This is a genomic window from Streptosporangium sp. NPDC003464 (genome assembly GCF_053588315.1).
Map to the genome: position 1 here is coordinate 1 of NZ_JBSFPS010000361.1, position 8,199 is coordinate 8,199.

Consider the following 8,199-nt stretch of genomic DNA (forward strand, 5'->3'; position numbering starts at 1 on the left):
CTCCTCCTTGAGGACGCTTGCCGGCAAGAGGAGTTCTGCGGCGAACGCGTTCGCGCGCCTTTCTGAAGGGTCCCGCTTGTGATCATCATCGTGGGGACGCGCCCTCGTCCTCACCTCGGGGACCACAGGGCCGTCCCTGAGCACTCACCCCGAGGACCGCAGGCCTGATCCCCGAACACTCACCCCGGGGACCGTAGGGCCTGGTCCCTGAGCAGCCTCCGCATCCGGGCGATCTCGACCCCCTGCCCGGACAGGACGTCCTTGGCGGTGGCCAGCATGATCCGGTCCGTGCCCGACCGGAGCTGCTGCCCGGCCATGGTCATCGCCTCCTCGTGGTGAGCGATCATCAGGTTCAGGAAGAGCTCGTCGAAGGCCGCCCCCCGGGCGGCCCTGAGCCGGTTCATCTGCTCCTGGGTGACCGTGTGGCCGCCGTGCGGCCCCGGCGGCCGGCCCACCGACCTCAGCCACGAGGTCATGGCCGCGATCTCGGGCCGTTGCGCGGCGGTGATCCGGTCGGCGAGTGTCCGCAGGACCGCCGACGACGACCGGGGCGCGACCAGCGCCGCCATCTCCAGCGCCTGCGCGTGGTGCGGGATCATGCCCTCGGCGAACCGCACGTCGGCCGCCGTCACGTGGGCCTCGGACACGCCGAGGCGTTCGCCCGCCGCCGCCCTGCGACCCGGGTCGCCCGGGCCGCCCGGGATGATCACCGGCGCGCCGGTGCCCGCCACCAGAGGGGCCCGCTCCCCGGAACCGTCCGCCGCGCAGCCCGCGAGGACCGATGTCATCGAGATCATGACGATAGCCCCATATGGCCAATACATTCCCCGCATACCTTCAATAATGAGGCAGGGCAATTGACGTGATGGGGGCACTGTGCGATCGAGGGTGGCATTCGGACTGGCGGCGCTGCTTGTTGTGGCCGGATGCGGCGCGGATGCCGAGCCACCGGTCCCACGGGCCGTCCCGGCCCCGGCGACCGCCTCGACGGACGCCTCCGTGAGCGCGACGGCCTCGGGAGACGCCACGCACAGCGCCAACGTCACCCATGTGGCCAACGTGCCGCTGCAGGCGCCGCTCGACGGCCCCCAGTCCTGGGGCACCGACCTGGCCTTCCAGGGCGATCACGCCTTCGTCGGCAACTACGACGGCTTCAGCGTGTTCGACGTGTCCGACCCCGCCAAGCCCGCCGTGGTCAGCCGGGTGCTCTGCCCCGGCGAGCAGAACGACGTCTCGGTCAGCGGGAACCTGCTGTTCCTGTCCGTCGACTCGCCGCGCGGCGGCCCGGAGTGCGGCGCCGGGCCGGGCGGGACCGACGGGCGCGGGGGCTGGGAGGGCATCCGGATCTTCGACGTCGCCGACAAGGCCCACCCCAGGTTCGTGTCGGCGGTCCGCACCGACTGCGGCTCCCACACCCACACCCTCGTCCCCGGCAAGGACGGGGACCGGGTCTACCTCTACGTCTCCTCCCCCGGGCCGGAGCCCCAGTCCGCGACCTGCCCGGCCCCGCACAACAAGATCTCCGTGGTCGAGGTGCCGACCGCCGATCCGGCCCGGGCCCGGGTGGTCTCGGAGCCGGTGCTCTCCGAGGGGGGCGGCGAGGACGGCCTCGGCGGCTGCCACGACATCACGGCCTACCCGGAGAAGAACCTGGCGGCCGCCGCCTGCTACGGCGACGGGATCCTGCTGGACATCTCCGACAGGGTGCGTCCCAAGGTGCTCCAGCACGTGCGCGACGAGGAGAACTTCTCGATCTGGCACTCGGCCACGTTCAACAACGACGCCACCAAGGTGGTCTTCGGCGACGAGCTGGGCGGCGGCGCCAGCGCCACCTGTGACGCCGGCACGCCCAAGAACCACGGGGCGGACGCCGTCTACGACCTCACCGAGGACCGCACGCTCAGCCTCCGCGGCTATTTCAAGATCCCCAGGGGGCAGAAGCCCGACGAGAACTGCGTCGCGCACAACGGGTCACTGCTGCCGGTCCCCGGCAAGGACATCATGGTCCAGGCCTGGTATCAGGGCGGGGTGTCGATCTGGGACTTCACCGACTCCGACAACCCCCGTGAGATCGGCTTCTTCGAGCGCGACCGCGTCGAGGGGCTCGGCGGCTCGTGGTCGGCCTACTACTACAACGGCCACATCTACTCCAGCGACATCACCAGGGGCCTGGACGTGCTCCGGATCGACGACCCGCTGACCGATCCGGCCAAGAAGGTCACGACGGAGGAGCTGAACGCCCAGACCCAGGTGTCCTACCCGCGGTGAGCCGTCACGGGTCGAGGTCGGCGGCGCCGCGCTCGGCGAAGACCCGCATCGCCTTGGCGGTGATCGGGCCGGGCGCGGCCGGCAGCACGGTCTGGTCGACCGCGCGGATCGGCTGGATGTCGCGGGTGGTGGAGGTCAGGAACGCCTCCTCGGCCTCGTAGAGGGCCGACAGCGGGACGTCCTCCTCGGAGCCGCCGCACCACTCCAGCGTGAGCGCCCGGGTCACCCCGGCCAGGCAGCCGGAGGCCAGCGTGGGGGTGAGCAGCCGGCCGTCACGGACGATGAAGATGTTGCTGCCGGTGCCCTCGCAGAGGTCGCCCGCCAGGTTCTCGAAGATCGCCTCGCCGCCGCCCCGGGCCTTGGCGTAGAAGAGGGCCTTGGCGTTGTCGCCGTAGGAGGTGCTCTTCACCCCGGCGAGCGCGCCGCGCTCGTTACGCGGCCAGGGCACGACCGTGACGTCGGCGGTGGCCGGGAACGGCCGCTGCTCGTCGACGATCACCACCGTGGTGCAGCCCTGGTCCCCGCGGTCGGAGCCGAGCGGGCCGGGGCCGCTGGTGTAGGTGATGCGGATCCGGCCGAGCGGCCACTGGGGCGCCTCGGCCAGGCAGGCGCGGACGCCGGCGGCGATCGCCTCGACGTCCGGCTCGGGCAGGTCCATGCGCTGGGCCGACAGCCGGAGCCGGTCGAGGTGGCGGGTGAGGGCGAACGAGGCGCCGTTGACGCACTTGATGGTCTCGAAGACGCCGTCGCCGACCATCAGGCCGTGGTCGAACACCGAGACGGTGGCCTGCTCCGGGCTGATGAGCTCTCCGTTGACCCATACGGGCACCTTCATATGACTCCTCCTGAACCTGCTGGACCTGCCGTGGAAGCGAGCGCGATGAGCCGGGCGGCCTTCAACTCGGTCTCGCGCCACTCGCGCTCCGGATCGCTGCCCCAGGTTATGCCCGCGCCCGTGCCGAAGTGGATCTCCTCGGATGACAGCCAGAACGTGCGGATGCCCACAGCCAGCGACGCTCGGCGCTGGTCTGCGTCAACCCAGCCCACGGTCCCACAGTACGGCCCGCGCGGCCCGGGTTCGAGCTCATTGATGATGCGCAGAGCAGAAGATTTCGGGGCACCGGTCACCGATCCAGGAGGAAACGTCGCCGAGAACAGCTCCGGCCAGCCGAATTCCGGCGCGAGCCGGGCCCGGACCGTGGAGACCAGGTGCACCAGGCCGGGGTGCTCCTCGACCTCGCACAGCGCCGGCACGCTCACCGACCCGACCTCGGCGACCCGGCCCAGGTCGTTGCGGACCAGGTCGACGATCATCACGTTCTCCGCGTGGTCCTTCTCTAGCAGGTCCTCGGCGGTGGCCCCGGTCCCCTTGATCGGTCTGGACTCGATCACCGCTCCGTCCCTGGCCAGGTAGAGCTCCGGGGAGGCCGACACCACGCCCAGCCCGGGCAGGCTCACCGTGGCGGCGTAGGGGGCGGGGTTGCCCTCGGCCAGCCGTACGGCCAGCGCCGGGAGGTCCGGCTCCCCGGGCAGCGGCGCGCTCAGCACCCGGCACAGGTTGGCCTGGTAGACCTCGCCCCGCTCGATGTGGGCGCGGATGCCGCGCACACCGGCCTCGTAGGCGGCCCGATCCAGCGAGCTGCGCCACGACGACGGGTGCGGCCCGCGCCAGGGGCCGCGGGGCGCGGGCAGCGGCGCGGGCCGGACGTCGTCGAACCTGGCGCACGTGACCTTGCCCTCGTAGTCGACCACGACGGCCCACCAGCCCTCGCCGTCGAGCGCGGCCAGGTCGGTGGTGACGTCGCGGAGCCGGGTGGCGAGCTGTCCCCCTGCATGCGCAAATGAGTCGTGCACCCCGCTATTGTCCCGCCGCCTCGCGCAGGTGGCGCACCAGCGTGCGGGCCGCGGGCAGGGGTGTGGCGGGCAGGACGGTGTAGACGGTCCGGCGCGGGGCGAGGTCGCCGAGGGAGCGGAGCACGAGATCGGGCGGTACGGCCTGCGCGGCGATGGCGGGCACCAGCGTGATGCCGAGCCCCGCCGCGACGTAGCCGAACTTTCCCGTCCACTCGGCGATCCTGACCGTGGCGCGGGGCGCGAACCCGGCGCGGGCGCAGGCGGCGTCGAGCATCGTCGTCCGGCCGGGCGGGGGCGCCTCGATCCAGGTCTCCTCCCGCAGCTCGCGCAGGTCGACGCGGCCCTCCCCGGCCAGCCGGTGATCGCGCGGCAGCGCGACCATCAGCTCGTCCTCCACCAGCTCGGCGAACTCCAGCTCCTCGTCGTAGGGCAGGCCGGCCGGGTAGTCGCTGACCACGGCGGCGTCCAGGCCGCCCTCGCGCATCCGGCGCAGCAGGCCGCCGCTGGGGCCCTCGACCGGGGTGAGCTCGACCTCGGGGAACTCCCTCCGGAAGGCCCGCAGGGCGCCCGGGACCAGCGCGACGTTGGCGGTGGCGAACGCGCCGACGCGCAGCCGCCCCCGGTAGCCGCCGTGGATGCCGGCCAGCTCCTCGGCCGCTCTGGCCAGCCGGTTCAGGACGACCTGCGCGTGATGGTGGAGGGTCTCGCCGGCGGGGGTGAGCCGCACGCCGCGCGCGAGCCGGTCGAACAGCGGGCCGCCCGCCTGCTGTTCGAGGGAGGCGATGCGCCGGGAGACCGCGGACTGGGTGTAGTTGAGCTGGGCCGCCGCCCCGGTGAAGGACCCGGTGCGGGCCACCGCGTCCAGCAGGCGCAGCGCGTCGACGTCGAACACATTCCTCCTTCGCATGGCTTGCATGCAATCTAGTCGCTGGTGGAATACCTCGGCCGTCCCTACCGTGAATCCCATGATTTCTTTCCTCGGACTGGGACATATGGGCGCCCCCATGGCGCGGCGGCTCGTGGCGGCCGGACACAAGGTGACGGTGTGGAACCGCACTCCCCGCGCGGTCGAGGGGGCCTTCGGCGCGGCCTCTCCCGCCGAGGCCGTGGCGGAGGCGGAGCTGGTGATCACCATGCTCAGCGACCCCGCGGCGGTCAGGCGGGTGCTCGCGGACGCGGCGCCCGGGCTGCGCTCCGGGGCGCTGGTCGTGGAGATGTCGACGATCGGCCCCGAGGCGGTGGCCGAGCTCCGCGACAGGCTCCCCTCGCAGGTGGGGCTGGTGGACGCGCCGGTGCTGGGCAGCGTGCAGCCCGCACGGGAGGGCGCGCTGACGGTGCTGGCCGGTGGCCTGCCGGAGGACCTGGCGCGCTGCCGGGAGGTGCTGGAGGTGTTCGGCCGGGTCCGGGAGGCCGGCGGGCCGGGCGCGGGCGCGGCGTTGAAGCTGGCGGTGATGAGCGCGCTGGTGCCCGCCCAGGTGCTGCTCGCCGAGACCGTCGCCTACGGCGAGGCGACCGGCGTGAACACCGCGGCACTGCTGGACGTGCTCGGTGAGACCCCGCTGGGGACGCTCGTCGAGCGGCTCCGCCCGGCCGTCGAGAACGGGCCGTCCGAGACGCGCTACGCCCTCGGCCTGGCGGCCAAGGACCTGGCGCTGGCCTCGCACGGGACGCAGACGCTCGCGGCGGCGGCCCGGGACAGGCTGCAGGAGGCGGCCGGGGCCGGGCTCGGCGGCGAGGACCTGACGGCCGTCTTCGGGCACGTCGCCACGGCCCGCCGGACCGGTGTGCCGAAGCTGAACCCGGCGTCGGTCCCGGCGACCAACGGCTACTACTCCCATGCCACCAGGGCCGGCGGCCTGCTGTTCGTCTCCGGCCAGGTGGCGCTGGACGAGGCGGGGCAGGTGGTCGGCGAGGGGGACATGCGGCGCCAGTCGGAATACGTGATGGAGCTGCTGGCGCGCATCCTCGCCGACCAGGGGTGCACCTTCGACGACGTGACCCACATCCGGACGCATCTGACCGACATGTCGCGGGTGTCCGAGTACGGGGGCGTCCGGAGCCGTTACTTCACCGGCGCGCCCCCGGCCAGCACGACCGTGGAGGTGTCACGGCTGTTCCGGCCGGGGCTGCTGCTGGAGGTGGAGGTGATCGCCGCTATGCCAGCGGGCCGGTGACCGACTCGGCGGCGGCGACGACCGTGTTGTCGGCCACCGACCGGACCACCGACTCGATCTCCGGGGCGAGGAAGCGGTCCGGGCCGGGGCCGGGGACCGTCTGGCGCAGGGCGGCCACCACGGCCCCGGTCGCGGGGGCGGGCCGGTGCGGCGCCCGCAGGTCGATCGCCCGGGCGGCGGTGAGGATCTCCACCGCGAGCACCCGGGTGAGGCCGTCCACCGAGCGGCGCAGCTTGCGGGCGGCCGACCAGCCCATGGAGACGTGGTCCTCCTGCATGGCGGAGCTCGGGATGGAGTCCACGCTCGCGGGCACGGCCAGGCGCTTGAGCTCGGAGACGATCGCGGCCTGGGTGTACTGGGCGATCATGTGCCCGGAGTCCACCCCGGGGTCGTCGGCCAGGAATGCGGGCAGGCCGTGACTGCGGGCCACGTCGAGCATGCGGTCGGTGCGGCGCTCGGAGATGCTCGCCACGTCCGCGACCGCGATGGCCAGGAAGTCGAGCACGTAGCCCACGGGGGCGCCGTGGAAGTTGCCGTTGGACTCCACCCGGCCGTCGGCCAGCACCACCGGGTTGTCGATCGCCGAGGCCAGCTCCCGCATGGCGACCGAGGCGGCGTGCGCGAGGGTGTCGCGGGCGGCGCCGGCGACCTGCGGGGCGCAGCGCAGCGAGTAGGCGTCCTGGACGCGGGTGCAGGTTCCGTCCCGGTGGGATTCCATGATCCCGGAGTCGGCCAGGAGGGCCCGGAGGTTGGCGGCGCTGGCGGCCTGGCCCGGGTGCGGGCGCAGGGCCTGCAGGTCGGCGGCGAAGACGCGGTCGGTGCCGAGCAGCGCCTCCACGCTCATCGCCGCGCCGATGTCGGCGGCCTTGAACAGGCGCTGCAGGTCGTCCATGGCCAGGATCAGCATGCCGAGCATGCCGTCGGTGCCGTTGATGAGCGCCAGGCCCTCCTTGGCGGCGAGCTCGACGGGCTCGATGCCCGCCTGCTTCAGCGCCTCGGCGGCGTCCACGCGCTCCCCGGACGCGTCGCGGACGACTCCCTCGCCCATGATCGTGAGGGCCACGTGGGAGAGCGGCGCGAGGTCGCCGGAGCAGCCGAGGCTGCCGTACTCGTGCACCACGGGGGTGATCGACGCGTTGAGCATGCCCTGGAGCACCTTGGCGGTCTTCGGGCGGACGCCGGTGTGGCCGGTGGCCAGGGTGTGCAGGCGCAGCAGCATCAGCGCCCGGACGACCTCGGTCTCCACCTCGGGGCCCGAGCCCGCCGCGTGCGAGCGGATCAGGGAGCGCTGCAGCTGGGCGCGGAGCGCGGGGTCGATGTGCCGGGTGGCCAGGGCGCCGAACCCGGTCGACACCCCGTACGCGGGGGTGGGGCTCTCGGCGAGCTCGTCGATGCGGGTGCGGGCGGCGGCCATGGCGGCCACGGCGTCGTCGGTGAGCCGTACGGCGGCGCCGTGCCGGGCCACCCTGACGACCTCGTCGAAGCTCAGCGGCTCCGGCCCGATGTTCACGACCTCGTTGTCGCGCATGGTGTCACTCTCTCGCACTAGGTAACTGGCGTATGCGATGTTAGCCCCTTACAGGCGGAGATCGCCGCTATGTCTTCCCTGTCCAGTCCCTGCCCGATCCGGCGGCCTCCACCGCCCGCGCGCCGGACGGCCGGCCGTCCTTCGGTTTGGGGAGTCGGCGACTATTCGCTAGAGTTCTATCCGTGAGCCGGGCCGGGCCCGGAGACACACGCGGAAGTGGCTCAGTGGTAGAGCATCACCTTGCCAAGGTGAGGGTCGCGGGTTCGAATCCCGTCTTCCGCTCGGAAGGGCTTTAGGGCTCTCACTCCGGTGGAGTGGCCGAGAGGCGAGGCAACGGCCTGCAAAGCCGTGTACACGGGTTCAAATCCCGTCTCC

7 protein-coding genes and 1 tRNA gene are annotated in these 8,199 nt (G+C 72.8%); 3 read left to right on the forward strand and 5 right to left on the reverse strand.

What is annotated here, in order from left to right:
* Positions 1–179: 179 nt before the first annotated feature.
* Entirely contained in the window at positions 180–788 is a 609-nt protein-coding gene (locus ACWDS7_RS44125; RefSeq protein WP_451934162.1) for a DUF305 domain-containing protein, read from the reverse strand.
* Positions 789–918: 130 nt separating this feature from the next.
* Here ACWDS7_RS44125 and ACWDS7_RS44130 point away from each other — a divergent pair, with 130 nt between their 5' ends.
* Entirely contained in the window at positions 919–2,268 is a 1,350-nt protein-coding gene (locus ACWDS7_RS44130; RefSeq protein WP_451934167.1) for an LVIVD repeat-containing protein, read from the forward strand.
* Positions 2,269–2,272: 4 nt separating this feature from the next.
* Here ACWDS7_RS44130 and ACWDS7_RS44135 read toward each other — a convergent pair whose 3' ends face one another.
* The 3 genes from ACWDS7_RS44135 to ACWDS7_RS44145 are packed head-to-tail and all read right to left on the reverse strand — an operon-like array spanning position 2,273 to position 5,014.
* Positions 2,273–3,103 (reverse strand): aminotransferase class IV, encoded by an 831-nt coding sequence (locus ACWDS7_RS44135; protein ID WP_306868645.1) that lies wholly within the window; start codon positions 3,101–3,103, stop codon positions 2,273–2,275.
* A complete protein-coding gene (locus tag ACWDS7_RS44140) occupies positions 3,100–4,122 on the reverse strand; it encodes a chorismate-binding protein (protein WP_451934163.1) in 1,023 nt (340 codons plus the stop codon). Before ACWDS7_RS44140 ends, ACWDS7_RS44135 begins: the two co-directional genes overlap by 4 nt.
* Positions 4,123–4,126: 4 nt before the next feature.
* A complete protein-coding gene (locus ACWDS7_RS44145; protein WP_451934164.1) occupies positions 4,127–5,014 on the reverse strand; it encodes a LysR family transcriptional regulator in 888 nt (295 codons plus the stop codon).
* A gap of 73 nt (positions 5,015–5,087) precedes the next feature.
* Between ACWDS7_RS44145 and ACWDS7_RS44150 the strand changes: the two genes are divergently transcribed.
* Positions 5,088–6,296 carry an NAD(P)-binding domain-containing protein gene (locus ACWDS7_RS44150; protein ID WP_451934165.1) on the forward strand — a complete coding sequence of 403 codons (1,209 nt, stop codon included), beginning with the start codon at positions 5,088–5,090 and terminating at the stop codon, positions 6,294–6,296.
* On the opposite strand, the gene hutH is transcribed toward ACWDS7_RS44150, so the two are convergent.
* Positions 6,277–7,824, reverse strand: a complete 1,548-nt coding sequence (hutH, locus tag ACWDS7_RS44155) for a histidine ammonia-lyase (RefSeq protein ID WP_451934166.1) — start codon at positions 7,822–7,824, stop codon at positions 6,277–6,279. The genes ACWDS7_RS44150 and hutH overlap by 20 nt on opposite strands.
* A 210-nt stretch (positions 7,825–8,034) precedes the next feature.
* Here hutH and ACWDS7_RS44160 point away from each other — a divergent pair.
* Positions 8,035–8,106, forward strand: a tRNA-Gly gene (locus tag ACWDS7_RS44160).
* Positions 8,107–8,199: the final 93 nt, after the last annotated feature.